At 67.5% G+C, this 22,340-nt stretch carries 25 protein-coding genes; 13 read left to right on the top strand and 12 right to left on the bottom strand.

What is annotated here, in order from left to right:
• Positions 1–156 precede the first annotated feature (156 nt).
• Entirely contained in the window at positions 157–726 is a 570-nt protein-coding gene (locus tag HII28_RS10825) for a class I SAM-dependent methyltransferase (RefSeq protein WP_170025406.1), read from the bottom strand.
• Between the two features lie 100 nt (positions 727–826).
• Here HII28_RS10825 and HII28_RS10820 point away from each other — a divergent pair, with 100 nt between their 5' ends.
• The gene (locus tag HII28_RS10820) at positions 827–1,453 is read left to right on the top strand and encodes an alpha/beta hydrolase (protein WP_170025405.1); all 627 of its coding nucleotides are present in this window, start codon (positions 827–829) and stop codon (positions 1,451–1,453) included.
• Positions 1,454–1,593: 140 nt separating this feature from the next.
• Here the strand turns inward: HII28_RS10820 and HII28_RS10815 are convergent, their stop codons facing one another.
• From HII28_RS10815 to HII28_RS10805, 3 genes are read right to left on the bottom strand one after another with little or no spacing between them, the layout of a single operon-like run.
• Positions 1,594–3,387 carry an ABC transporter ATP-binding protein gene (locus HII28_RS10815; RefSeq protein ID WP_170025404.1) on the bottom strand — a complete coding sequence of 598 codons (1,794 nt, stop codon included), beginning with the start codon at positions 3,385–3,387 and terminating at the stop codon, positions 1,594–1,596.
• Positions 3,380–4,336 (bottom strand): ABC transporter ATP-binding protein, encoded by a 957-nt coding sequence (locus tag HII28_RS10810; RefSeq protein ID WP_170025403.1) that lies wholly within the window; start codon positions 4,334–4,336, stop codon positions 3,380–3,382. The genes HII28_RS10815 and HII28_RS10810 overlap by 8 nt, the downstream gene beginning before the upstream one ends.
• 51 nt (positions 4,337–4,387) lie before the next feature.
• Positions 4,388–4,984, bottom strand: a complete 597-nt coding sequence (locus tag HII28_RS10805) for a DUF1992 domain-containing protein (RefSeq protein WP_170025402.1) — start codon at positions 4,982–4,984, stop codon at positions 4,388–4,390.
• Between the two features lie 318 nt (positions 4,985–5,302).
• On the opposite strand from HII28_RS10805, the gene HII28_RS10800 reads away from it, so the two are divergent.
• The 3 genes from HII28_RS10800 to HII28_RS10790 all read left to right on the top strand — a co-directional run bounded on the left by HII28_RS10800 (position 5,303) and on the right by HII28_RS10790 (position 7,756).
• Positions 5,303–6,340 (top strand): alkaline phosphatase family protein, encoded by a 1,038-nt coding sequence (locus HII28_RS10800; RefSeq protein ID WP_170025401.1) that lies wholly within the window; start codon positions 5,303–5,305, stop codon positions 6,338–6,340.
• Positions 6,341–6,592: 252 nt separating this feature from the next.
• Entirely contained in the window at positions 6,593–7,387 is a 795-nt protein-coding gene (locus HII28_RS10795; protein ID WP_170025400.1) for an isocitrate lyase/phosphoenolpyruvate mutase family protein, read from the top strand.
• Positions 7,388–7,402: 15 nt separating this feature from the next.
• On the top strand, positions 7,403–7,756 hold the full coding sequence (locus tag HII28_RS10790) for a VOC family protein (RefSeq protein ID WP_170025399.1): 354 nt from the start codon (positions 7,403–7,405) through the stop codon (positions 7,754–7,756).
• Positions 7,757–7,840: 84 nt separating this feature from the next.
• On the opposite strand, the gene HII28_RS10785 is transcribed toward HII28_RS10790, so the two are convergent.
• The gene (locus HII28_RS10785; RefSeq protein WP_170025398.1) at positions 7,841–8,299 is read right to left on the bottom strand and encodes a MarR family transcriptional regulator; all 459 of its coding nucleotides are present in this window, start codon (positions 8,297–8,299) and stop codon (positions 7,841–7,843) included.
• A 79-nt stretch (positions 8,300–8,378) separates the two neighbouring features.
• Between HII28_RS10785 and HII28_RS10780 the strand changes: the two genes are divergently transcribed.
• From HII28_RS10780 to HII28_RS10770, 3 genes are all read left to right on the top strand, one after another.
• The gene (locus HII28_RS10780) at positions 8,379–9,350 is read left to right on the top strand and encodes an alpha/beta fold hydrolase (RefSeq protein ID WP_170025397.1); all 972 of its coding nucleotides are present in this window, start codon (positions 8,379–8,381) and stop codon (positions 9,348–9,350) included.
• Positions 9,351–9,392: 42 nt separating this feature from the next.
• Positions 9,393–9,902: an ACT domain-containing protein gene (locus tag HII28_RS10775; RefSeq protein ID WP_170025396.1), complete on the top strand. Its 510-nt coding sequence runs from the start codon at positions 9,393–9,395 to the stop codon at positions 9,900–9,902.
• Between the two features lie 107 nt (positions 9,903–10,009).
• Complete coding sequence (locus tag HII28_RS10770) at positions 10,010–10,399, top strand: VOC family protein (protein WP_240977330.1); 390 nt, start codon at positions 10,010–10,012, stop codon at positions 10,397–10,399.
• Positions 10,400–10,411: 12 nt separating this feature from the next.
• Here HII28_RS10770 and HII28_RS10765 read toward each other — a convergent pair whose 3' ends face one another.
• From HII28_RS10765 to HII28_RS10755, 3 genes are all read right to left on the bottom strand, one after another.
• A complete protein-coding gene (locus HII28_RS10765) occupies positions 10,412–10,987 on the bottom strand; it encodes a hypothetical protein (RefSeq protein ID WP_170025395.1) in 576 nt (191 codons plus the stop codon).
• A 122-nt stretch (positions 10,988–11,109) separates the two neighbouring features.
• On the bottom strand, positions 11,110–12,495 hold the full coding sequence (locus HII28_RS10760) for an FAD-binding oxidoreductase (protein ID WP_170025394.1): 1,386 nt from the start codon (positions 12,493–12,495) through the stop codon (positions 11,110–11,112).
• Between the two features lie 316 nt (positions 12,496–12,811).
• Positions 12,812–13,207: a nitroreductase family deazaflavin-dependent oxidoreductase gene (locus HII28_RS10755; RefSeq protein WP_205864623.1), complete on the bottom strand. Its 396-nt coding sequence runs from the start codon at positions 13,205–13,207 to the stop codon at positions 12,812–12,814.
• A gap of 270 nt (positions 13,208–13,477) precedes the next feature.
• Between HII28_RS10755 and HII28_RS10750 the strand changes: the two genes are divergently transcribed.
• Positions 13,478–15,634, top strand: coding sequence for an AAA family ATPase (locus HII28_RS10750; protein WP_170025393.1), 2,157 nt, complete (start codon positions 13,478–13,480; stop codon positions 15,632–15,634).
• A 97-nt stretch (positions 15,635–15,731) separates the two neighbouring features.
• Here the strand turns inward: HII28_RS10750 and HII28_RS10745 are convergent, their stop codons facing one another.
• Both HII28_RS10745 and HII28_RS10740 read right to left on the bottom strand, forming a co-directional pair.
• Positions 15,732–16,550 carry a PHB depolymerase family esterase gene (locus tag HII28_RS10745; protein ID WP_170025392.1) on the bottom strand — a complete coding sequence of 273 codons (819 nt, stop codon included), beginning with the start codon at positions 16,548–16,550 and terminating at the stop codon, positions 15,732–15,734.
• 148 nt (positions 16,551–16,698) lie between these two features.
• Positions 16,699–17,205, bottom strand: a complete 507-nt coding sequence (locus tag HII28_RS10740) for a MarR family transcriptional regulator (RefSeq protein WP_170025391.1) — start codon at positions 17,203–17,205, stop codon at positions 16,699–16,701.
• 163 nt (positions 17,206–17,368) lie between these two features.
• Between HII28_RS10740 and HII28_RS10735 the strand changes: the two genes are divergently transcribed.
• Positions 17,369–18,799, top strand: coding sequence for an MFS transporter (locus HII28_RS10735; protein ID WP_170025390.1), 1,431 nt, complete (start codon positions 17,369–17,371; stop codon positions 18,797–18,799).
• Here the strand turns inward: HII28_RS10735 and HII28_RS20235 are convergent.
• Positions 18,735–19,226 carry a GNAT family N-acetyltransferase gene (locus tag HII28_RS20235; protein WP_170025389.1) on the bottom strand — a complete coding sequence of 164 codons (492 nt, stop codon included), beginning with the start codon at positions 19,224–19,226 and terminating at the stop codon, positions 18,735–18,737. The genes HII28_RS10735 and HII28_RS20235 overlap by 65 nt on opposite strands.
• Positions 19,223–19,654 carry a hypothetical protein gene (locus tag HII28_RS10725; RefSeq protein ID WP_170025388.1) on the bottom strand — a complete coding sequence of 144 codons (432 nt, stop codon included), beginning with the start codon at positions 19,652–19,654 and terminating at the stop codon, positions 19,223–19,225. The genes HII28_RS20235 and HII28_RS10725 overlap by 4 nt, the downstream gene beginning before the upstream one ends.
• Before the next feature lie 411 nt (positions 19,655–20,065).
• Between HII28_RS10725 and HII28_RS10720 the strand changes: the two genes are divergently transcribed.
• The 4 genes from HII28_RS10720 to HII28_RS10705 all read left to right on the top strand — a co-directional run bounded on the left by HII28_RS10720 (position 20,066) and on the right by HII28_RS10705 (position 22,307).
• Positions 20,066–20,557 (top strand): FBP domain-containing protein, encoded by a 492-nt coding sequence (locus tag HII28_RS10720; RefSeq protein ID WP_170025387.1) that lies wholly within the window; start codon positions 20,066–20,068, stop codon positions 20,555–20,557.
• Between the two features lie 43 nt (positions 20,558–20,600).
• Positions 20,601–21,380, top strand: coding sequence for an SDR family oxidoreductase (locus tag HII28_RS10715; protein WP_240977329.1), 780 nt, complete (start codon positions 20,601–20,603; stop codon positions 21,378–21,380).
• 73 nt (positions 21,381–21,453) lie between these two features.
• Positions 21,454–21,807, top strand: coding sequence for a metalloregulator ArsR/SmtB family transcription factor (locus HII28_RS10710; RefSeq protein ID WP_170025386.1), 354 nt, complete (start codon positions 21,454–21,456; stop codon positions 21,805–21,807).
• Entirely contained in the window at positions 21,804–22,307 is a 504-nt protein-coding gene (locus HII28_RS10705; RefSeq protein WP_170025385.1) for an SRPBCC family protein, read from the top strand. Before HII28_RS10710 ends, HII28_RS10705 begins: the two co-directional genes overlap by 4 nt.
• Positions 22,308–22,340: the final 33 nt, after the last annotated feature.

The raw sequence follows: 22,340 nt of genomic DNA, 5'->3' as shown, positions 1-22,340 counted from the left end.
GCCCGGTGGGCCTTCACCGCGACCCCAGCGCCGAGCCGGCTGCGCTGGCTCGGAAACAGGAGCCGACTCTTGCGTGGTTTCGTGCGCGACGTGGGCGATCGAGACGAGTGCCGAATTCGCTCGCCCTGTCGCCGATCGCGTTGCGGATACGCCTGGCTACCGCAGACTGGTGATCATGTAACGCTCGTCGTCGATGTCCTTGCCCCAGAAGATGGCCTCGGTCATCGGTCGGACCGTGGCTTCTGCACGGGACGTGAGAACGATCCTTCGCGCAGCGGCCGATGTCAGGCCGGCCGAGCCCCACCGTCCCTCGATCAGGACCACGACACCTCGGGGCTTGAGCAGTTCGACCCACTTGTGGAACGCGGAGGTCGGATCGGGCATCGCCCAGAGAACGTGTCGGCTCAGAACGACGTCGTACGTGCCGGGCTCCAGAGGCGGCGTCGAGGCGTCGCCGATCCAGAATTCAGCCTCTGGCACTTTCTCTCGTGCACGCCGAATCATCTCGGGCGAGAAGTCGAGTCCGTCGACCCGGTAGCCGGCATCCGTCAACAGCCGAGCCAGGGTACCCGTGCCGCAGCCGAGGTCGGCGACCCGCGCCGGCCCAGCGGGCAGCACCTCGAGGAGCAGCTCCCGCCACGCGGCCCGCACGCTCGGATCGGTCAACCCGTGGTCCGGAGCATCATCGAACTCTTCCGCTGCCTGATCCCATAGCCCTTGGCTCATCCCGCAACCCTACGACCGGGCCGGCTCGACCGAGTCGGGACGACCACGCCCTGCCAACTGGGCGCGATCGGATTGTCGGAAGGCATGCAAGGGTGGTCGAATGGCGGATTTCGTGCTCGTGCCCGGCGCCGGATGCGATGCGGAATACTGGGGTCCACTGGCAGAGCGACTGGCCGATCGAGGCCACCGCGCTGTACCCGTGCAGTTGCCCTGCGAGGACGACAGCTGCGGACTCGTGGAGTACGCAGACCGCATCGTGGACGCCGCTTACGGACTCACGGCCCCGGTGATCGTCGCTCATTCCTTCGGCGGCTTCAGCGCGCCGCTGGCCGTGGCACGTCAGGGGGTGCGGGCGCTCGTGTTCGCCTCAGCGATGATCCCGTCACCTGGAGAGAAGGGCGATGACTGGTTCGGGAACACCGGATGGCAGGCGGAATCCGGGGACTTCAACGCACTCTTCTACTCCGATGTCGATCCTCGGCAGGCATCCGTGTTCGAACGCCACCAGTCGGCGACACCAGGGTCGCAGCCCTGGCCATTGCCCACTCTGCCCGACGTGCCGACGCACGCGCTGATCTTCGCCGACGACCGGTTCTTCCCGTCGGGGTTCATGCGCGGTGTCGTTCGTGATCGACTCGGCATCGACGCCGACACGGTGCCGGGTGGTCACCTCGCGATGCTGTCGCATCCCGATGAACTCGCGACGGCTCTGCTGTCGTATCTCTAGGCAGATCGCGCACGACTAGGGCAACGCAGCGTTCGGGTCCGGACGGAGTGATCGGTCCATCGAAGCACAGGCGAAGCGGGTGCGGTCCCCTACCGTGCGGTGCACGGCATTCCGCACGCTGATTCGTCGGCGGCACGCCCTCAGCCGATGTTGTCGGCGCTCCCAACCGGCCCACCCATGGTGGTCGCCGTTGAGTTCCAGGAGTTCCAGAGTTCTGTGTAGAGCCCGTCCTGATCGAGCAATTCGTCGTGGTTGCCGAGTTCGCGGATTCTGCCGGCGTCCATGACGGCGATGCGGTCGGCGTCCCGTGTGGTGCTGAGACGGTGGGCGATCGAGACCACTGTGCGATTCCTGAGCACCGCCCAGAGCGACAGCTCGATGGAGCTTGCGGCCCCAGGCGTCAGGAGGGATGTCGCCTCATCGAGCACGACCGTTCGTGGGTCAGCGAGCAGCACTCGTGCAAGTGCGATCTGCTGCGCGTGAGCACCGGCCAGGTCGCTGTCGGGACCGAGTGTCGTGTCGAGGCCTGCTGGAAGGTCGTTGATCCAGTCGGCGCCGACGCTCTCCATCGCGGTGAATAGCTCCTCGTCGGTGGCCGTTGGGCGGGCCAGCAGGAGGTTGGTACGGATGGTGTCGTGGAAAAGGTGCTGCTCCTGCGTGACGAGCGCCGTGTGGGCCCGGCGCACATCCGCTGGCAGGCTGCTTGCTTCGATTCCGCCGAGCGTGACCGAACCGGTCGTTGGTTTTTCGATGCCGACGAGAAGGCGGGCGAGGGTCGACTTACCTGCACCGGAGGCGCCGACGATCACGAGGTGCTCGCCTTGCCGGATGTCGAGGTCGATGCCCTGCAGCACGACAGGGCCGTGATCGTACGCGTATGACACGTCGGTGACGGTGATGTCCGATCCGGACGGCGCACCGGAGGCCGCGGATTCGGTGCGAACGCCGGCGGAGGCGAGGCCCTCGACCCGGGCGAACGATGCGATTCCGCTCTGCAGGGACTCCAGCCAGAGCAGGACGGTGTCGAACGGTCCGCTGATCTGACGCACGTAGAGCAGGATCGCGATCAGTGCCCCGAGCGCGATCGCGTTGTTCAGGTACAGCACGGCACCGACGACGAGCACGAGCACCAAGGCGATCACGTAGGAGCTGTCGATCGACGGGAAGAGCACGGATCGCAGTCGCAACGTCGCGAATTGCGACCTGCGTGCGGATGCGGCTCGTTTCTCGAGGTCTTCACGTCGTTGACGCTGGAGGCGGTAGAGCTCGACCGTGCGAGCGCCGGTCGTGGTTCCGATCAGGCTTTGTGCGAGGCCCGCGTGTCCTGCGGCTTCGTCCAGGTAGGCGGATGTCGCTCTGGCCAGGTACCACCGGGTTGCGAACACGATGCCGAGCACCCCGATCACGGTCACCAGTGCCAGCAGAGGGCTCAGGATGGCGATGAAGACGAAGGTCAGCACGACTTGCACGATCGAGATCAGCATCTGTGGTGCCGCGCTGCTGAGGATCCCGGTCACGTTGTCGGTGTCGCTAGTGGATCGCACCAAGAGGTCGCCGGTGTCCGCGTTGTCGACGACGCGAGGTGGGAGATCGAGCACGCGATCGATCATCGACCGCCGGAGGCGTTGGGACGCGCGCTGCCCGAATCGTGCGGTGAGGAGGAATGAGTACCGGGAGATGACGAACTGCAGCACGGCAAGTCCGACCAGTGCTGCCCCGTACCGGTCGACATCCGCAACGCTGCTGCCGGACTCGATACTGTCGATCACGATTCCGGCCAGCCACGGTGGTGCCAGTGCGAGCGCGGCGGCAACCACACCGACGGCGACCGTCAGAGCGAACATTCCGCAGTGTGCGCGTATGAGTCGTCCTGCAGCCCTCACCAGCTCCCTGGGTGACGCGATCGGGAATCCCGACTCTTCTCGGTCAGCCATCAGCTCGCCTCCTCGGCTCGCGCAAGGTGTCCCGTGCCACGAGGACCCGGTAGGCGGGGTGCGACGCGGTAAGACTCCGATCCCTTCCCGATGCCACGACGCGACCGTCTTCGACGAAGTGCACGACATCGGCTGCGTCAAGCACCGTGGCGGAATCGCTGAAGAACACGGTCGTCATCCCACGCCGTGAATCCCGCACACGATGCACCACGTGGGTCTCGGTGATCGCATCGACCGCGGAGAGCGGATCGAGGCCCAGCAGCACGGGCGGATTGGCAGCCATGGCTCGAGCCAGCCGCAGGCGTTGCCGCTGACCCCCGGAGAAGTTCGCCCCGCGCAGGCGGACTACGGTGTCCCAGCCCTCGTCGAGGCCGCGGACGATCTCGTCGATACCTGAGGCGACGGCGATTCGTTCGCGGGCTGAGGCGGTGTCGTTGCCATCGGTGAAGATCACCTCGTGGAGTCGGCCGGCGAAGAGGAAGTCGTTGTCTTCTAGCGGAAGGACGCTGGCCCTCAGCGTCTCCGAGTCGATATCCGACAGGAGGGTGTCTCCTAAGCGGGCATCCGACGGTTCGAGGCCGGCGAGGCGTTCGAGGATCGCCTTCGCCTCCCGACGATCAGATGCGGCCACCACAGCGAACTCTCCGTGATTCACCTGAAGTCCGGATGCCGGGTCGGAGACAGTCGCTGCGACATCCGCCCGCTGATCACCAGGGTGTTGGTCCGGGCCGATCGCGAGGAAGTCCACCGTGCGCTGAGCGGCGACGAGGGCGTGGTTGCGCCGAAGGCCATCGTCCACGGCGAGCGAGAGCAACAGCGGCGGCACCGCCAACCCGACCATCCACGTGCTGCCGAGCAGCGCGCCGAGGAGGACACGCCATCCCTGGCCCCGGATCAGCCACCACAGATAGCGCCACGGACCCGCCGGATACGGACCACCTCGTTGCATGAACGCTCCACTCAGTACCGCGACGGGCAGCCCGCACTCAACGACGAACCATCACCGGCGCCGCCACAGACGCCACCGAGCGGGTCGCTCGGTCGTGGGCGGCTCCTCTTCCGCCGCCTGGGCCGCCTCCCGTCTCTTCGCGGCACGCTCACGCCAGGCGGCCACCTCGACCTCGACGTCACGAGTCGGAGTGATCACAGGCGGGCCACCCTGCAGCTGCCGACGTGCTTCGATCACCCGCCGGTTGAAGTCCTCGAGCTCTTCGCGTACTTCAGCCTCACCGAACAGCGCGTCGAGTCTGTCCTCGAGCTCGGCGCTTTCCACGCGCAACGTGAGAGCCGGGGGTCCCAACCCGCTCAGCTTCTCCGTCTCGATCTTGCGGCGGATCCACCAGTCCTCGTCGTGCGGCCGGCCGAGTCCCGTCAACGGCTTGCCGGCGCCGGGCAGATTGTCGAACTCACCACGACGGATCGCCAGCTGCAGCTCCGTCTCGACCATGGCCGCTCGCAGATCCGAATACTGGGCCGCCGTCACGGCTTGCTGCCCGTCGTCATCAGGCGCGCTGGTTTCGTCCCGAACGGACCCGTCGCTTGATCGGCGGCGGCGGTATCCGCGTCGTACCGCAGCGATCCTCGGGTCTTCAGTCATCGTGGCTCCTCACCCACAACCAACAGCGAGCGGCGTCGGCGCCATCACCGCTCGGCGTTCCAGCTCGCACCGTGAGCCGGACCAGCACCTCAACCGTATCGAAGCCGCATTGCGGGCAGAGCTGCCCGCCGAGGGGAAGGACACCATCGGCGCGCGACCGGCCGACCCGGATCGCCAAGCGCACTTCGCCGTACACGCGTCGGCCCGGCGCGAACCCGCGCAATCAACCCAGGGTCGGAACCCTGACGGATGCCGCTGCCCACTCTCGGCTCATCCGCGGATACTGATCCCTATACCCGGTCTGGAAGGGCGCACGTCATGGGGAGCGTGACTCAGGCGATCAGCCGAGAGACGGAGTCGGGCGGACGTCGGCCGGTGCGACAGGTTGCTGGGCCGGCATCACGCGGCAGCCGGGCCCTGTGGGCTGCCTGCTCAGCGCTGCTGGCGTTGCTGTTCACGGCGTGCACTGGTGGCGGTACCACGACGCCACCATCGACGGTGCAGGTCAGCTCGGCAAAGTCGGCCTCCTCATCCGCTGCAGCGAGCGCCGGCCCGACCACCTCGATGGCGGTGCAGCATGTGGTGGTCATCGTTGACGAGAACAAGCCGGCCACCTCCGTCATCGGCAGTTCTCAGGCTCCGTACCTGAGCAGCCTTGCCGACTCGTTCGCCCAGGCATCCGACTACTCTGCGATCACCCACCCGAGTTTGCCGAACTATCTCGCGATGACGACCGGCACGACGGCGGGCATCACCAGCGACTGCAATCCGCCTGGCGGCAGCTGTCTGGACAAGGGTCCGAACCTGGCCCAGGCGCTCGATCGCTCACAGCACAGCTGGAAAATGTACGCGGAGAGTATGCCTGCCCCGTGCACGTCGACGAACGCCGGCTTGTACGCCGTGAAACACAACCCGTTCCTGTACTTGCCGAGCGTGACGCAGGATGCAGCGTACTGCCAGGCCCACGACGTGCCCTACAGCCAGTTCGCGACCGATCTCCGGAGTACTTCCAGCCTTCCCGACTTCTCCTTCATCAGCCCGAACCTGTGCAATGACATGCACGACTGCTCCGTCTCGACCGGAGACACGTGGATGCGCACCAACGTTCCGAAAATCCTCGAGTCTCCGGCATTCACGCGACAGCGTTCTCTGCTTGTGATCACCTTCGACGAGGGTGACTCGGCGGACAACGTCGTGCCGTGCATCTTCGCCGGCCCAGCCGCCCGGGCGCACTTCGTTTCCTTCGCGTCGTTCACCCACTACTCGCTGCTGCGGACGATCGAACTGCTGTGGGGTCTGCCCACCGAGACGGCGAATGACGCCCACGCGAATGCGATGACGTCGATGCTGAACTGACGGCACAGCGGCGAAGCAGGGAATGTCACCGAACATGCGACCTCGGCCCGGGCGCTGGAGCAAGGTCGTGTCTGTAACGCACAAGCCAGCACAGTGCACGCCACCGGATCCCCCTTGTGCGTGACCTGAGCCCGTTCTCTTGTCGGCGGTCGCTGCGACGATCCACCGCTTCTGCACGGAATCCTCAGAGCCACTAGTCGGTACACGCATTGGCCCAGCGCGAACCAGCGCATCCGACCTAGGGTCGGAACCATGACGGATGCCGCTGCCCACTCGACCAGCACCACCGACCGCGCCCTTACGCTGAAGGCGCTCTACGAAGCCCAGGAGATCGTCCGTGTGGTGAACGTGTGGGATGCCGTGAGCGCCCGTGTCGTCGCGGCACTTCCGCAGACCACGGCCATCGCAACGGCGGGCCATTCGATCGCCGCGAGCTTCGGATATGCGGACGGCACCATGTCCGTCGATCTCGCACTGCAGGGCGCGCGCACCATCGCCGACGCCGTCGATCTGCCGGTGACCGCGGATCTCGACGACGGCTACGACGAGCCGGGCGAGACGATTCGCCGAGCGATCGGATTCGGCATCGTCGGTGCCAACGTCGAGGACCGCCTGCGCCCGTTCGATGAGGCCGTTTCACGCGTGCGAGCGATCACGAGGGCTGCGCAGGAAGAGGGTGTTGAGTTCCAGCTGAACGCACGAACCGACGCGATGTTCCTCGGCGGAGAGCGGTCGCTCGACGACCGGATCGCGGATGCCGTCGCCCGCGGCCGAGCTTTCCTCGACGAGGGCGCCGCGCTGGTCTTCGTGCCGGGGGCGGTGACAGCGGATGTCGTCGAACGACTCGTCGAGGGCATCGGCTGGGGCAAGATCTCGGTGATCGGCCTGCCCGGGGCGCTGCCGGCATCCGCTTACGAGAAGCTCGGCGTTGCCCGCATCTCCTACGGGCCGCTTCCGCAGCGTGCGGCACTTGCTGCGCTGCAGAACCTCGCCGAGGACCTGTACGGAGAGGGCGTCATCCCGGTGGATCTGCCCGCGCTCAACTGATACGGAGGTGGCGGGATGCGTGCAACGAAGGTGACGGCGAATCTCTCGGTCCCCGACATCGAGACAGCGAAGTCCTTCTACTCGGACTTCCTCGGTCTGGGCACGGAGGAGTTCAATCTGGGCTGGGTCGCACGGCTCACGGATCCGGAGACAGGAGCGCACGTTCAGCTCGTGACGCGCGATGCCGACGCTCCCGTCGACTCCGTGATCTCCGTGCACACCCCTGACGTGGATGCCGCGTACGAGGAAGCGCTGCGGCTCGGCTACGAGATCGTGCTTCCTCTGAAGACGGAGCCGTGGGGCGTGCGGCGGTTCTTCGTGCGCGCTCCGGACGGCAACGTGGTCAACGTCGTGGAACACGCCGACTAGGCGGCACGAAGCAGCGGTTCGACTGGGTCTCGGGGGCGGAACGCCTCGCCGACCCTCGGGCCGGCGGGCGCGCGCCTGGACAGCTCAGCCGAGTTTGTCGATCTGATCCTTCGTGATGTCGATGGAGTCCTGCAGATAGCGTGCGAGGAACGCCAGCTCCTCGTCGCTGTAGGAGTCGTGCAGCCGCGCGAAGGCCTCGCCGATGCCCTGGTAGACGTTCGGGCCGGCTGCGAGTCTCTCGAGGTTCGCGACGACGAGCACGCGGCGGCGGTCGGCGGAATCGGCAGTCCGCCGTGCCATGCCGTGTTTCTCCAGCCGATCGATGACGCCCGTGACGGCGCCGGAGGTCACGCCGAGCGCCTCCGCGAGTTGTCCGGCCGTCTTGCCGCCCTCGCGCATCACAAGGTCGAGCGCCTTCATGTCTGTGACACCGACGCCGTATCCGGCAGCCGCCCTCTGCTGGAACAGTGCGGTCATCGTCGCGGACTGCGCGCCGAGGTCCGTCAAGCGGGCCATGAGTTCGCGGCGATCCGCATCGGACATACTGCTGCCTCTTCCATTTGTCTGAGACACTAAGTATCTTAGTATCTAAGAGATTATCGGATCACGAAAGGTCACTCTCATGTCCACCATGGAATCCTCCCCCGTCTCGGCCTCAGAGGGCGCGAACGCCGCCGCTGCGCTGCAATCGGCTGATGCCCGCTCGTCGGATGCCACGGCTCGCACCACCCTGTCTGCCCACCTGGTGGCGTCCGCCGACGGCACCCCCATCGAGTACTTCAGCGTCGGAACAGGGCCGGCGATCATCATCGTGCACGGATCCATGCAGTCGGCGGGCAGTCAGCGCGATCTGGCCGGCTTGCTGGCCGGGGACTTCACCGTGCAGCTGATCAACCGACGCGGCCGCGGTGCCAGTGGGCCGTATCCGGAGCTCGACCGATACGACAGCGGCATCGATGTGGCCGATGTCGAGGCGGTGGTCGCGGCGACCGGCGCCGTCGGCCTGCTCGGCATCAGCTCGGGCGCGGTGATCGCGGCGGAGGTCGGAAGGCGGCATCCCGAGCTGCGGGTCGCGCTCTTCGAGCCGCCGTTCATCGTCGGCGGATCGCTGGACGTGGACGCGTTCATGCCTCGTTTCGACCGTGAGGTCGCGAGCGGGGACGTGCCGTCGCTCATGGTCACCGCCATGTTGGGGGCCCAGATGGGGCCCGGGTTCCTTCGGCTCTTCCCGCGGCGGATGCTCCGCTCGCTCACCGAGAAGATGCTGGCCTCGGATGCCGCCAAGCCGGTTCCTGAGGCCGGGGCGCACCTCAGCGAGCTTGCCGGATCTCTGCCGTACGAGTTCGCGATCATCCGGGAGCATGTCGACCGCATCGAGGACTTCGCCGCGATGCGCAACCCACTGCTGCTGGTGTCGGGCGCGAAGTCGGCGAAGTACCTGCGGCGATCGGTAGCGGAGCTCGAGCGCCGCAACCCGGCGGCCACCGTGCGGATTCTGCAGGGAGCTGACCACTCCGCAACGCAGAACACGACGGACCGCGGTCGTCCGGCGCTGGTCGCCCCGCTTCTGCGTACGTTCTTCGCCGACCGCTGACCGGTTCTCGGCTCGCGCTCTCGGCCGCCCTATGCTCGTTGCATGGCCAAGCTGGTGCTCACCCTGGTCGGTGACGACCGTGCAGGACTCGTGCAGACCGTCGCCGAGGTGGTGGGCGCGCACGGAGGCAACTGGGAGACGAGCGAGCTCGCCGAGCTCGCCGGCACCTTCGCCGGAATCGTGCTCGTCTCGGTTCCCGATCGGTCGCTCGACGACCTGAAGGCTGCGCTGCACAACCTCGACGGCCTGCTGACGGTCGCGGTGCACGGGAGTGCGGAATCCGCTGGCATGCGGTCGGGACGGCGGTTCGCCTTCACCGTTCTCGGGAATGATCGGCCGGGGATCGTGCGCGACGTGACCGGCATCTTGAATCGCCACGGTCTCACCATCGACCTGTTCTCCAGCGAGACGCGCGAGGCACCGATGGCCGGTGGCACGCTGTTCGAGGCGACGATCACGGCGCGGTCGGCAGACGAGGATGCCGTGCAGGCGGCCATCGAAGAACTGGAGCGTCTGGCCGGCGAGATCCAGGTCGACCTCAGCGTCGGCTGACGTCTGGCGCTGACTTCCAGGCACTGACTTCCGGTGCTGGCGACGTTGCCCACCGCCGCAGGGGCTGCCAGTGCTGTGGTGTCGGTGGCGTCGGGTATTCCTGTCCCATGATGGAATCGCGGATCAGTCTCATCACGCTGGGCGTTCGGAATCTCGAGCTGGAGCGCGGCTTCTACGAGTCGCTCGGCTGGAGCGGCACCCAGCCGGATCCCACGATCTGCTTCTTCCAGGCGAACGGACTCGTGTTCGGCCTCTGGACCGAGCTCGGCGGATACGGTGCGCCGGGGATCGAGCTGGCGTACAACGTGCGCTCGCCGGAGGAGGTCGTCGGACTCCTCGAGGAGGCCGTCGCCGCCGGCGGAACGCTTGTGCGGGCGGCGGCCGTCATGGACTGGGGCGGCACGTCGGGAGCGTTCGCCGATCCCGAGGGATACGTGTGGGAGGTCGCGCACAATCCGGGATGGTCGATCGGGTCGGACGGCTCCGTGACGATGTGAGAGTCGCCCGGATCAGGCCGGCGTGGCGGCGGCCTTGGCCGCTTTCAGCACCCGGCGTCCGGCCACCGTGCACCAGGCGCCGATGATGAGGAACACCGGCCCGCCGACGATGCCGCACCAGAAGCTGTTGGCTGCCACCCCCGTCGGGATGATCGCGGCGATCACGGCCACCACCACGAGGACGGCGCCTGCCAGGTGCAGAACGTTCTGCTTGAACACCACGGCGAGCGCAAAGAAGTGCACGCCGACGATGAGCAGGATGTACGGAGCCACGAGCCGCTCGAGACCGACGAGCGGCAGGATGATCCCTCCCACCGCGGCGATCACGATCTCGACCCAGAAGACCACGAGATACACGCGGAATGCCATGCTCTTGGGCTCGATCGCGGTGCCTGCTCGCCAGTTGCGGATGGCGAGGGGGATCGACAGGGCGGCAAGGGCGATCCCGAGGACGGAGAGGATCCCAAGCACGATGGCCCAGGCATCCGATGGCGGGCCTTCCTGAGCCCATCCGGTCCAGGCCATCGTGGCGACACCGAAGATGGCGCCGATCATGACGAGGTCCCTGGGGTATCTGAGCGTCAGCACCGCGCCAGCATAGGGGGATGGGGCCGCCGCTGGAAAGGCTTCTGCACGCCGTGCCGAGGCGCCTTCCGCCAACGTTCGTCGCAGGCGAAGCGGTGCATCGGCACGGCACAATGGTTCGGCGCTCAGCGACCGCCGGCGAACTCGCGCTCCGAGATCGGCAGCACGTTGAGCGTGCTGCTGAACACGTTCTCCGGGTCGTACGTGGCCTTGACCGCGGCCAGCCGGTCGTACGTCTCCTGCGGGTAGACCGAAGCGACGTCCTGCTCGGATGCCGCGCTGAGGAAGTTCACGTACGCGCCCGCCACGTAAGGCTCGAGCCCGTCCCAGATCGCGTCCAAGGACGGACCGGCGGCTGCGACGACCGGCTGCGGACCGACGATCGTCGTGACGAACATCAGCTCAGCCGTGCGGTGGGCGTAGGCGGTGGCAGCTGCAGGTATCCGCGACACGGCGCCGCTGACGCTGCGGATGGAGATCGCGGGCGAGCCCGGCCTCGATCCGACCTCGGCCAGCATCCGGAGTACGTCGTCCACCGAACCGCGCTGCACGAATCCACTGCGCGTGCGGATGCTGAGGCCGGGCGGCAGCATCCCGCCCGGGACAAGCAGTTCCGTCGCGGCCTTGCGCGTGACGTCGTCGGCGATCACTGTGCCGAGCGCACGGATCGGATCGATCGCCCTCGCGGCGTCTTCCGCGTCGTCGCCGTCGAACGCGACGTGAACTTCGACGGGGGCATCCGGTCCGCCGGTGAACGGGTTGGCGAAGTCCACGGTCGAGGTGAGCTCGTCCGGCGCCGCGCGAAGGTGATCCGCCCAGCCCGCGAGCACGGCGGATGCCTCGCCGGCCGGGAACGAGATCGTGCCGTGGAAGACCTCTGTCGCGGGGTGCGCGGCGAACTCGAACGCGGTCACCAAGCCGAAGTTGCCGCCGCCTCCGCGGAGCGCCCAGAAGAGCTCGGGATGCTCGTCCTCCGCAGCGCGAACGACCTCGCCGTCTGCGGTGACCAGCTCGGCGGCGACCAGATTGTCCAGTGCCAGTCCGTGCTTGCGGACCTTCCAGCCGATACCGCCGCCGAGGGTCAGACCGCCGACGCCGACGCTCGTGGTGTCGCCGGCCGAGATCGAGAGGCCCCACGGTGCGAGGGCTGTGCCGACCTGGCCCCAGGTGGCACCTCCTCCGACGCGGACGATGTGACGCTCCTCATCGACGAGTGCGACATCCGCGAGCCTGCTCAGCTCGATGACGACCCCGCCGTCATTGGTGCCGAACCCTGCGAAGCTGTGGCCGCCGCCGCGCACCGACAGCTGCAGGCCGGTCTCGACCGCGAACCGCACGGCCGCTTGCACGTCGGCCGTGTTCGCCGGCCGCACGATAGCCGCCGGGCTGTCGAAGACGAGGGGTGTGCGGCTCTCAAGCTCGTACTCGGGAGACCCAGGTTCGATCAGGTCGCCGCGAAGCTGGGTGCGGAGTTCGGTGCGAAGGACGTCTCGTGTTGATTCGGTCGACATCGTGCTGTCTCGTTTCTCTCGTTCGAAGGTGTCGACTTAATGACTCGCCCGCGAGCGGAAACGTAACAGGAGGCGTGTTCGCGTCGCGGCGGTGTCTGATGGATGCAGGGCGCACTCGAATGACTGGACGAGTTGTTCACCGAAGACGTCGTCTACGGTCTGTCGGCGATGGGAGAGAGTTGCGCGGCAGGGGGCCCCTTTGGGCCCTGGCACCGACGTCCGCATCCTTGCTCCGCCGGTGCGTCCGTCTCCAAGGAGCGCCAGGGCCTTATGCCGCCGGTCGGTGCACGGCACGTCTGACGACCGCGACGCGTTTTCAGTGGTCGGATGACGACTCGTGCAGGAAGCGGAACTCGTGGCGGTGCAGGATTCGGAGCACTATCGCGCGGGGGTTCCCATACGCCTGGAGGCCGGCTTCGGCGGTGCAGGGCTCGATGCGGTCGATGTGGTGTTCGACGCCCTTGTAGACGATGTCGCACCGCCCTGCCGCTTCGATGTTGCGGTACCAGTTCACCTGCGGACCGTATGTGAGTTCGACGACGAAGCCGTCGGGTCTTCGCGCCACCATGATCGGCGTTTCGAAGGTCTTCCCGGACTTGCGGCCCACGTGCCGTACGAGCGAGAAGGGCCCGCGTCCCGAGCGAGCCGCGCGCAATGTGGCACGGTTCAGGGTGTTCTTCAGCACCCAGAAGTACCTGTCCCGGAACGACAATGATCCACCTGACTACGCGTAGCCGCACGTTGACCTGCTGGTCATTGTGCACCTCGTGCACGGGTCGCGATCCCTCTGCATAGCGATTCGCCCCGGATGCCCTCAACGGGCGGTCGAGGCGACGTGCACGAGGAAGTAACTGGCCTTCTTCAAAGTTGAGTCATGTAGACTCAACTTTGAACGGGCATCCGCAGGGCGTGAAGTGGACGGGAACGACATCGTCCGAGGCGTGCGGATGCCGCGCCACCGTGGGGGAAGGACAGGACACAGATGGCGAACATGCAGGGCGCACCCTCCAGCCAGGAGGAGCAGAAGAGCGCGCTCGAACAGTACGGAATCGACCTCACGGCGCTGGCCAAGGCGGGCAAGCTCGACCCGGTGATCGGTCGCGACTCCGAGATCCGCCGCGTCAGCCAGGTACTGACCAGGCGCACCAAGAACAACCCGGTGCTCATCGGCGAACCGGGCGTGGGCAAGACTGCCGTCGTCGAGGGGCTCGCACAGCGCATCGTCGCGGGCGACGTCGCCGAGTCGCTGAAGAACAAGCGGCTCGTCTCCCTCGACATCTCCGCCCTCGTCGCAGGCGCGATGTATCGCGGCCAGTTCGAGGAGCGGCTGAAGAGCGTGCTCAAAGAGATCGACGAATCGAACGGCGAGGTCATCACGTTCGTCGACGAGTTGCACCTGCTGATGGGTGCCGGTGGCGGCGAAGGCTCGGTGGCGGCATCCAACATGCTCAAGCCGATGCTGGCCCGCGGTGAGCTCCGCCTGATCGGTGCGACGACCCTCGACGAGTACCGCGAATACATCGAGAAGGATGCCGCGCTCGAGCGCCGCTTCCAGCAGGTGTACGTCGGCGAGCCGAGCGTGGAGGACACGATCGCGATCCTCCGCGGCCTCAAGGGTCGCTACGAAGCCCACCACGGCGTGACCATTTCGGATGCCGCGCTCGTGGCGGCAGCATCCCTCTCCAATCGCTACATCAGCGCCCGCCAGCTGCCGGACAAGGCGATCGACCTGATCGACGAGGCCATGAGCCGGCTCAAGATGGAGATCGACTCTTCGCCGGTGGAGATCGACCAGCTCAAGCGCCAGGTCGACCGCATGAAGCTCGAGGAGCTGGCCCTCAAGAAGGAGAAGGACGACGCCTCCAAGGAGCGCCTCGCCAAGCTCCGCGACGAGCTGGTCGGCCTGGAGCGCGACCTCGCCGGACTCGAGGCGCGCTGGGAACGCGAACGAATGAGCCTCAACCGCGTGGGCGAGCTGAAGAAGAAGCTCGACGAAGCCGTGACGGAGCGCGATCGCGCGCTGCGCGAAGCGGATTACGCACGGGCGTCCAAACTCGAGTACGAGACCATCAAGCAGCTCGAACGAGACCTGGCGGAGGCCGAGAAGGCTGAGAACGCCCCGGACGAGCCGCGCATGGTGAACGAGCAGGTCACCGAGGAGGACATCGCGGCGGTCATCGCGGCGTGGACGGGCATCCCGGTCGGGCGCCTCATGCAGGGCGAGAGCGAGAAGCTGCTCCACTTGGAGGGCGAGCTCGGCAGGCGGCTGATCGGCCAGAAGCGTGCCGTGCACGCAGTCGCCGACGCCGTCCGTCGTTCCAGGGCCGGCATCAGCGACCCGAACCGGCCGACCGGATCGTTCCTGTTCCTGGGCCCCACCGGAGTCGGCAAGACCGAGCTGGCCAAGGCGCTGGCGGAGTTCCTCTTCGACGACGAGCACGCCATGGTGCGCATCGACATGTCCGAGTACGGCGAGAAGCACACCGTGTCGCGACTGGTCGGCGCGCCTCCCGGCTATGTCGGCTACGAGCAGGGCGGCCAGCTCACGGAGGCCGTGCGTCGGCGCCCGTACAGCGTGATCCTGCTCGACGAGGTGGAGAAGGCGCACCCCGAGGTGTTCGACATCCTGCTGCAGGTGCTCGACGACGGACGTCTCACCGACGGTCAGGGTCGCACTGTCGACTTCAGGAACACCATCCTCATCCTCACGTCGAACCTCGGCTCGCCGATCCTCGTCGATCCGACGCTGTCGTGGAGCGAGAAGGAGGATCAGGTGCAGGCGCTCGTGCGCCAGGCGTTCAAACCCGAGTTCGTGAACCGCCTCGACGACATCGTGGTGTTCTCGACGCTCAGCGAAGAGGAGCTCGGTGAGATCGTCTCGCTCTACATCGATCGGCTGCAGGCGCGTCTTCACGAGCGGCGACTGGAGCTCGGCGTGACCCCGGATGCCCGTGCCTGGCTCGCAGAGCGCGGCTACGACCCCATCTACGGGGCGCGTCCGTTGCGTCGCCTGATGCAGCACGAGATCGACGACCGGCTGGCGACAGCGCTGCTGGATGGCAGCATCCGCGACGGCAGCACAGTGCGGGTCGACCTCGCGCTCGACGGCGACCATCTGGAGGTCACGCCGGTCGAGTAGCCGACCCGTTCAGCGTGCAGAAAACGCGCCTCGCCGACGTGCGAAGCGCGTTTTCTGCGCTATGGACGGGTCTGCATTCGCGGAAGGTGCCGCGCGGTCAGCCCCGAGGATGCGCCTTGAAGAAGGCCCAGATGTCCGGCGCGCCGAACCCCTGAGAGGTGGTCCAGGGAACCTCGTGAGCCATGCCGTCGATGGTGACGACCTCGACACTGCTGCCGTGCGCGCAGTCCGCCAGCGAGGTGTGGATGCTCCCGCTCTGCGTCACCGTCGGCGGCCCGCAGCCGCCGGCCTTGCGCCACGGGGCATCCGATGCGGGGTCGAAGGACACGTCGGCGTCCGCGAGCCCGTGGACGTGCAGTACGGAGGCTGCCGCCGGATGCTTGCAGGCGCTCTCCAGATCACCGGACATCGGCGCGATCGCGGCGAACAGATCCGTGTCGCAGCCGAGCCGGTAGGCCATCATCGCGCCGTTGGAGAATCCGGTGACGTACACGCGCTTGGGGTCGATCTTCGTACGCGCTTCGACTGCTTTCACCACGGAGGTGAGGTAGGCGACGTCATCCGCGTCGTTCAAGGCCGCATCGCCGCAGCACCCGCCGGCATTCCAGGATCCGTCGCTGACCCCGTCGGGGTAGACGCCCACGAATCCATCGGCGTCGACCAGCGGGTCGAAGCCGTAGCCCATCGCGAGGGCGCCGTTCCCAGGGAACTCGTGCAGGACCAGCACGAGCGGCGCCGCGCCGATGGCATGAGCCGGCACGTGGATCGTCACGAGCCGGTCGCCCTTCATGGTGATGGTGTGGATGCCGGCCTTCAGCTGTGCGGGTGCCGGAGCGGCAGCCGAGCATCCGGCGAGAACGGCGCCGAGCAGCAGGATCATCAACGCGGTCGCCGCCGCCCGCAACGTCGTGCGCATCACCGAACTGCGTTCACGGGGGTTGGCATGGGCACAAGGCTCGTGCAACGGGAACCGCGACGTCAAGCGTCCGGCGCCGAGCGCTCCTCGCCCGTCTGGATGCCGGTGGTGCGGTCGGGCGATGGCGTCGCGCCCCTCGCCGCCCCCATCACGCGTCGATGTCGTCGAGGCGCGCGATGACCACCTCGAGCAGCCGGGCGAGCTCGCCGCGCTCGGTGTCGCCGAGATCCTTGAGCACGTCGGACTCGACCACGTTGGATCCGCGGATCGCCAGGCCGAAGAGATCCCAGCCGGCGTCGGTGAGCTCCACGAACACGCGCGTGCGATTCGTGGTGTCCGGAGCGCGTTCCACGAGTCCGCGCTCGGCGAGCTTGTCGAGGCGATGCGTCATGGATGAAGGGGCGACGCTGGTCAGATCCGCGAGCTGACTGGGGGTGAGCGGCTCTCCCGTCTTGGCGAGGGCGGCGATGACGGCCCATTCGCCGGACGTCAGGTCGAGATCCGCCAGCTGCCTGGCGTACCACTGCTCGAGCTTCTTGCTGAGGCTGCCGACCGCGGTGATCACGCGCTGAACCGACTCCTCGCCGCCCGCGGCCACGTAGGCGGCGACGGCCTGCCGGTGCAACTCCGGAGCGGTCGGCTTTCGTCGTGCCATGAGGGAATTCTCGCACGCAGGTTTCGGTTGCTAATATTTCGATATCGAACAGTTCCATACCGAACACTTCGGCATAGAAGAAGTTCGAGGAACTCGGTGCGGCTTGGCCTGCCGCTCGGCCGCTGAGGTCGAAACGAACGACAAACGTCAGGGAGGTGTCACCATGCGCGCGAAACTGCTCGTGCTCGCATCCGCTATCGGATCGCTCGGCTGGGGAGCCGTGCTGCCATACCAATACGCGTACGCGGCGGATACCCGCGGCTGGGGCGCCCTCGTCGCGGCAGGCGCCTCCTCCCTGTTCTCGGTCGGGGCACTGGTTGCTGCTCCCCTCGCCGGACGCCTCGCCGACCGCTTCAACCCGGTCTACGTCGTCGTGGTCTCGCAGCTGCTCGGTGCTGCGGCGGTCGGATCCCTCGTGTTCGTCGGGCAGCCGGGCCTGTTCCTCGCCGGGATGCTCGTGTTCGGCCTCGGACTCTCCGCCGCCGTTCCCGCCAAGCAAGTGCTGGCCCTCCGCTGGTCGTCCGGCAGCGACCGCCGCAAGATCTTCGCCTACAAGTTCACCGGCGAGTCCCTCGGAATGGCCGCCGGCGCGTTCCTCGCCGGACTCGTCGTCGACCTGAACCGCACCGACGGCCTCAACGTGGGATTCCTCATGGCGGCCGCGGGATTCGTGCTGTCGTCGGCACTCATCGCACTCGCCGGACGTCTGCCCGTGCGCAGCGGCCCGGCCACTGCCTTCGGCGACACGCTCGTCGGCAACGCGGCGACACGGAACGCCGGATCGGAAACGGGTCTGGATGCAGGGCTGGACGCCGAGACCGGCGCCATCACGGTGATCGACCAGCAGGCATCCCCACGTCGCCGTGGCGCGCTGCGCGCCATCTTCGCCGAGCCCGCCATGCGCTGGACCGCCGTCATCACGATCGTGCTCGCGCTCGGCTTCTACGCCCAGTTCGAATCCGGCTTGCCCGCGTACGGCATCACCGTGCTGCGGGTGGATCCCTCCGCGATCGGCCTCGCCGCGGCCGTGAACTGCGTCGTCATCGTCGTGCTCCAGGTGATCATGGTGCGTCTCACGGCGAAGACGTCGGCGCCGACCCTGTTGATGGCCGTCGGCGGCATCTGGGTCGTGGGATGGATCATCCTGTCGTCCGCGCAGTTCATGCCGGGCGTGGCATCCGCTCTCTTCGTCATGACGTTCGGCGTCTTCGCCGTCGGCGAGACGATCTACAGCCCAGTGCTCAACCCGCTCACGGCATCACTGGCGCCGAAGGGAATGGTCGGTCAGACGCTCGGCACGATCGCGGCGCTGCAGACCGCGTTCTCGGCGGCCGGGCCGCTGGTCGCCGGCGTGCTGCTCGGGGCGGGACTCGCGGATGTGTTCCTCGGCATCCACGTCGTGATCAGTGCCACCGCGATCTTCGCGGCGTGGCGTATCGGCCGGGCGCTCGCCGCCAAGGCGTCCGCAGACTCGGCACCTGCCGATCGCGACGCGGCCCAAGTCGGCGGACGCCGGCTCTCGCGCGCCGCTAGGCCGCCGCGAAGTGGCGGGCGGGTGCGACGAGCAGGCGGCCGTCCCGCCCGGTCACGGTGAATCCGACACGCTCGAGGAACCTGCGGCAGTCGCTCGCTCCGGCGTCCGCGCGGAGCCAGATGGGGCATCCGTGCGTCTCGGCGATGTGTGCCAGCCGGCGCATCGCGAGCGCGCCGATGCCCTGATCCCTGTGCTCGACGAGCACACTCAGTTCGAGGAGCTGGATGCCGCTCTCGCGCAGCACGGTGATCATGCGTCCGCAGAGGGTCTCGTCGTGTTCGATGGCGAGGTCGACAGCATCAGGGAACTCGGCGTCGGTGCGGATCCGCTCGTCGACGTACTGCATGCTGGCGAGCGCCTCACGTGCTGTGACGTCGATCGCCAGCGCAGCGATCTCGGCCGCATGCACTTGGCGGAAGAGTCGGAAGAGGGCGGGGCCGTCGATGGCGGTGATGGGCCGGTAGTGCAGCTCGTGCGGCGGTATCACGGGCGCTGGCCAGAGGACCGGAACGAGGGGCGACGACCGGATGCGCGACGCCGCTCACGGCCGGAGGCCGCGATGAAGAGCTGCGCGTCTTGCACGCCGGGCGCCTGGGATGCCAGCAATCTGTAGACGCCGGCCGGCGGTGGGGTCGCGGCGGAGAACAGGAGTCCGAAACGAGTGCGGGCATCGGCGGAGACGCTCATCAGCGATTCGACGGCGGCCAGCGTGAGGTCGTAACGACCGTATTCGCTGACGGCGTCGAAATGCCGGCCGACGGCATCCGCGTATCCGTCCCTGGTCGGAGCGGATGCCTGTGCCACAGCAGGCAGGATCGTCGTCGCCATCGCCACTGCCGCATACTGCGGCGCCCCGGCCACAATGACCGTGCGCCGCGTCGCAGAGCGCGCGCCCCCCACGTCTCGTCGTCCCATGTCGTCGCTCCCCCAGCGTTGTTCGACAGAGTCTGGGTGACACCTTAGGACGCGGTCGGGGTCGAGTGGAAGAGGTGAACGGGCCCTGGCCACGAGTTTTTCGGACGTTGTCGGCGTGTCGCCGGATCTCGACATCCGGGGTGGGGGTGCCGGCCGTCCGGCGGGCGCGCAGCAACACCGGATAGGGTTGCCGGGTGAGTTCTTTCGTCTTCGTTCAGCCCGCGGGGCGTCGGGAGGTCGTCGGCGGCAACGCCGGCGGCAGATAGCGACGAGCGCTCGTCCGCGAGCGCCAGACCGCACGTGTCCCACAGCGGACGCGATGACCGCACCGCAGCGTTTGCGGCGCCGTCCACTCGAACGAAATGGCCCGTGCCGAACCGGCAGGGCGAACAACGAAATGGAACCTTCTTCATGCGACCCGTCACCGAACGGGAGATTCGCGCGTCCTTCGTGAACGCGTCTCTCCGCGAGCGCAACAACCTGAACCTGCCCCTGGACTTCGACACCATCCAGTGGGACAACCTCGACTACCTGGGGTGGCGCGACCGCAAGTACGACGGCCTCGCGTACCTGATCGTTCCCGTCGGTGACGGTGTGGTCGGCATCCTGTTGCGCAAGGCCGAGGCGCGCAGTCGCTTCAAGTCGCAGTGCTCGTGGTGCGAAGACGTCACCATTCCGCACGACGTCGTCTTCTACAGCGCCAAGCGCTCCGGCAAGGCGGGGCGCAACGGTGACAGCGTCGGCACGCTGGTGTGCGAGGGCTTCCAGTGCTCGGGCAACGTGCGCAGACGGGATCCGGCGCCGTACTCGGGCTTCGACGTCGAGGCGGCGAGAGATGCGCGCATCGACACCCTGCGCGAGCACGCGGCTGCCTTCGCCGCCAAGGTGCTCGAGGGCGACTGAAGCGCCGGGCCGGCGTGCTCTGCGGCTCTTTAAGCTCTCAACCATGAGTGAGGCTGACCGTGAGGCGGATGCCATGGCATCCGCTCGTCCCGTCGTGATCGTGACAGGTGGCTCGCGCGGCATCGGCGCGGCGACCGTGCTGCGGGTCGCCAGAGCGGGCCACGACGTGGTCTTCACGTACCGCACGGATGCTGCGGCGGCGGAGCGCGTCGCGGCATCCGCTCGTCAGCTCGGCGCGGATGCGCTGCCCGTGCAGGCCGAGGCGACGACGGACGCGGGAATCAACGCACCCTTCGCGGCAGCCCGCGAGCGCTTCGGGCGCCTGGACGCCGTGGTGTGCAACGTGGGAGTCACCACCCGGTTCGCGCCGCTCGCCCGGACGCCGGTGGACGAGATCAGGCAGACGATCGACGTGAACTTCACGGCCACTGTGCTCACCGCACGGCGAGCGGTGCAGGAGTTCGAGCGCGCGGGAGCGCCTGGCGTGATCGTGACCGTCTCATCTGGCGCGGCAACGCTCGGCAGTCCGGGCGAGTACGCGCACTACGCGGCATCCAAGGCGGCCGTCGACGCGTTCACGATGGGGCTCGGCAAGGAGGTGGGGCCGCTGGGCATCCGGGTGGTCGGGGTCGCTCCCGGGCTGGTCGCCACCGAGCTGCACGCGCGCACCGGCGACGCGGGCCGGGTGGAGCGGATGGCGCCGGGCATCCCGCTGCAGCGTGCCGCTGATCCCGACGAGATCGCGTCGGCGATCGAGTGGCTGCTCTCGCCTGACGCTTCGTATGTCACGGCGACCACGCTTCGGGTTGCAGGGGGCCGCTGAGCGACCGACTCCTGGTCGTCATGGAATATGCTCATCTATTTACATAATCGCGTAATTACGCTATTCTGCAAATATGCCGGATGCCACAGTGAGCGACCCGCTCAGTGCCGTGTTCTTCGCCCTCGCCGATCCCACTCGGCGGGCGATCCTCGCGCGGCTGATGGAAGGCCCAGCCACCATCGGGGCGCTCGCCGAGCCGTTCCGGCTCTCGCTCGCCACGATCTCCCGCCACATCACCCTGCTCGAGCAGGCAGGACTCGTCGGGAAGGAACGGAACGCTCAATGGCGGACCGTGCACCTCGAGTCGGCGCGCCTTCAGGACGCCGACGACTGGCTCTCGCCCTACCGTGTCTTCTTCGAGGAGCGATTCGACGCACTCGAGGCGCACCTGAAGTCGATGACGACCACACGGAAGGAACCATCATGACCACCACGCTCTCCGGGCAGACACTCACCGAGACCGCCCGCAGCTTCACCCTCAGTCGCGTCGTCGACGCGTCGCCCGCCGACGTCTACCGGGCGTGGACCGAGGCGGAGCACCTCACCTGGTTCTTCAACCCCGGGCGTCCCGTGCCCGACGAGGCCATCGAGGTCGATGCCCGCCCAGGCGGTGAGTTCCGCGTGATGATGGATGAGGAGGAAGGCAAGAGCTACTGGGCTGGTGGCCGCTATCTCGAGCTGGTGCCGGGCCGGCGCATCGTGTTCGAATGGGGCGTCCGCGGCGGCTGGCCGGATCTCGACGCGATCCCGGCAGAACAACGCGTGCACTGCACCGTCGCGCTCGCGCCGGTCGGCGACGGCTCGCAGACCGAGCATGTATTCACCTGCGCGTTTCCTGCCGGCATGTCCGACGAGGAGATCGCCTCGTGGGTGGCCGTCGGCATGCGCGAGGGCTGGGCGGCGACGATCGAACGTCTCACGGCCTGACCTCGGGAGATCCCGCACGGCCGCTGCCTGAGC

It is taken from the genome of Planctomonas sp. JC2975, assembly GCF_012985205.1.
Lineage (GTDB): Bacteria > Actinomycetota > Actinomycetes > Actinomycetales > Microbacteriaceae > Humibacter.
Note: the sequence above shows the minus strand (reverse complement) of the source record. Positions and strands in the feature narration are given on the sequence as shown.